Origin of the sequence: Stenotrophomonas sp. HMSC10F07 (assembly GCF_001807895.1) — a bacterium.
In the GTDB taxonomy this organism is placed as follows: domain Bacteria; phylum Pseudomonadota; class Gammaproteobacteria; order Xanthomonadales; family Xanthomonadaceae; genus Stenotrophomonas; species Stenotrophomonas sepilia.
The window spans coordinates 1-2,678 of record NZ_KV791321.1; the positions used below are offsets into that span (position 1 = coordinate 1).

2 protein-coding genes are annotated in these 2,678 nt (G+C 67.4%); one reads left to right on the forward strand and one right to left on the reverse strand.

The features are described from left to right. Nucleotides 1-384 precede the first annotated feature (384 nt). On the reverse strand, nucleotides 385-714 hold the full coding sequence (gene trxA / locus HMPREF3114_RS01695; protein WP_005411275.1) for a thioredoxin: 330 nt from the start codon (nucleotides 712-714) through the stop codon (nucleotides 385-387). Between the two features lie 508 nt (nucleotides 715-1,222). Here trxA and rhlB point away from each other — a divergent pair. Continuing rightward, a partial coding sequence (gene rhlB, locus HMPREF3114_RS01700) for an ATP-dependent RNA helicase RhlB (RefSeq protein WP_070488851.1) occupies nucleotides 1,223-2,678 on the forward strand: 1,456 nt, incomplete at its 3' end.

The window sequence follows — 2,678 nt, forward strand, 5'->3', positions numbered from 1 at the left end:
TGCTTCGGGCGCGGCGGCCAGCGGCAGGGTCGGCTGCGCCGGAGCGGCGCTGGTTTCTGCGGCTGCCGGGGCGGCGGCCTTGCTCACGCGGGGCTTGCGCACGCGCTTTTCGGCGGGCGCATCAGCGCTGCCGGTTTCGGAAGTGTTATCGGACAAGAGCGTTATTCCTCGCTTGACGGTGCGAGCGCCCGGCTGGGGCGGCGAACGTTGGGAATGGGTCTGGAAGAAACTGCGTCCAGAGGGTGCGGCACGCGAACGCGGCCGGATATGCCGACACTATCATCGGCCTGCGGCGCCATGCAAGGGTCGCCTGGAACAGCATTCATCATGGGCGTGGTGCGCCCGCCGGCAGCCGCGCTCGGCGGCTGCCGGAGACCGGCAGGATCAGGCCAGGGCCTTGTCCAGCAGGCCGGCCAGCTGGGCCTTGCCCACTGCACCGATCTGCTCGCCGACCTTCTCGCCATCCTTGAACACGACCAGGTACGGAATCGAACGCACGTGGTACTTCGCGGCCAGCGCACGGTTGTGGTCAACGTTGACCTTGGCGATCTTGGCGCGGCCCTGGTAGGCATCGGCCAGCTCGTCCAGCGCCGGGGCGATCATCTTGCAGGGGCCACACCACTCGGCCCAGAAATCGACCAGCACCGGTTCCTTGGAGTTCAGTACTGCGCTATCAAAGTCGGCGTCGCCGACATGTACAACCTTGTCGCTCATCTTGGTTTCTCGTCTTGGATTGCACCCGGCCATGCCGGAGGTGGGTGAACTGGGCCTTGCCCGGTGGCGCGACCCTCGTCGTTGCCTCGCGGCGCACTGCCGCGGTGCGTTCGGCGGGATGCCTGGACGCTCACGGCCGGCAGTGTACCCCTATCGCGGGGCAGGGACAGGCGCCGTCTGGAACCCAGCGTATCGTGATCGCTTCGATGCCCGGTATGTGTCGGATTTCACTGTCCTCCTGTACATGGGGCTGGCAGTGCGCGACACCAGCGCCCCAGACCGGGCCGTTCAAGTCCAGTGTGGCTGGGTGAAGGTGGCGTCTCTGGGTGTCGTGAGACGCCGCATTCCGGTTTGCCTGCCCGAGTGCGTTAAACTGGGGCATTGCGCGGCGTGCGGACCGGTGGTCCCTGCCTGCCAACCCGCCGCAGGGGCCGCAGTTTGCGACGGTGCCCCCAGACGATGAAGTGCCAGCCGCCCCACGGGCCGGCGGCCATACCAAGACGGACTCATGAGCGACAAACCGCTGACCGATTTGACCTTCTCCTCCTTCGAGCTGCACCCGGCCCTGCAGGCCGGCCTTGAAGGAGCCGGATTCACCCGCTGCACCCCGATCCAGGCGCTGACCCTGCCGGTCGCGCTGCCCGGTGGTGATGTTGCCGGCCAGGCCCAGACCGGTACCGGCAAGACCCTGGCCTTCCTGGTCGCTGTCGTGAACCGCCTGCTGACCCGTCCGGCGCTGGCCGACCGCAAGCCGGAAGACCCCCGCGCCCTGATCCTCGCCCCGACCCGTGAGCTGGCCATCCAGATCCACAAGGATGCGGTGAAGTTCGGTTCCGACCTGGGCCTGCGTTTCGCCCTGGTCTATGGTGGCGTGGATTACGACAAGCAGCGCGAGCTGCTGCAGCAGGGCGTGGACGTGATCATCGCCACCCCGGGCCGCCTGATCGACTACGTCAAGCAGCACAAGGTGGTTTCGCTGCATGCCTGCGAGATCTGCGTGCTCGACGAAGCCGACCGCATGTTCGATCTGGGCTTCATCAAGGACATCCGCTTCCTGCTGCGCCGCATGCCGGAACGCACCATCCGCCAGACCCTGCTGTTCAGCGCCACCCTCAGCCATCGCGTGCTGGAGCTGGCCTACGAGCACATGAACGAGCCGCAGAAGCTGGTGGTCGAAGCCGAGACCATCACCGCTGCCCGCGTGCGCCAGCGCATCTACTTCCCGGCCGACGACGAGAAGATTCCGCTGCTGCTGGGCCTGCTGTCGCGCAGCGAAGGCGCGCGGACCATGGTGTTCGTCAACACCAAGGTGTTCGTCGAGCGCGTCGCCCGCTCGCTGGAGAAGGCCGGCTACCGTGTCGGCGTGCTGTCCGGCGATGTGCCGCAGAAGAAGCGCGAAAGCCTGCTCAACCGCTTCCAGAAGGGCCAGCTGGAAATCCTGGTGGCCACCGACGTCGCCGCGCGTGGCCTGCACATCGATGGCATCAAGTACGTCTACAACTACGACCTGCCGTTCGATGCCGAAGACTACGTGCACCGCATCGGCCGTACCGCGCGCCTGGGTGAAGAAGGTGATGCGATCAGCTTCGCCTGCGAACGCTACGCGATGGGCCTGCCGGACATCGAGGCCTACATCGAGCAGAAGATTCCCTCCGAGCCGGTCACCAAGGAACTGCTGACGCCGCTGCCGCGCCCGGAACGCCCGGCCCCGGCTGCAGGCGAGGAAGGCGAGGACAACGAAAGCGTCGGCCAGATCTTCCGTGAAGCGCGCGAAGCCCGCGCCGCCGAGGAAGAGCGTCGGGGTGGTGGCCGCAGTGGCGGTCGTTCCGGCAGTGGTGGTGGTCGTGGTGGCCGTGACGGCGAGCGCAGCGGCGAACGCCGTTCGCGCGGCCCGCGCAAGCCGCGCGTGGAAGGCGAGCAGGGCGCTGCCGCCCCGGTCGCCGGTGCTGAAGGCGCCGCCGCCA

Coding starts and splice junctions, on each gene's coding strand:
- trxA (WP_005411275.1), bottom strand. CDS start 714: ATGAGCGACAAGGTTGTACATGTCGGCGACGCCGACTTTGATAGCGCA.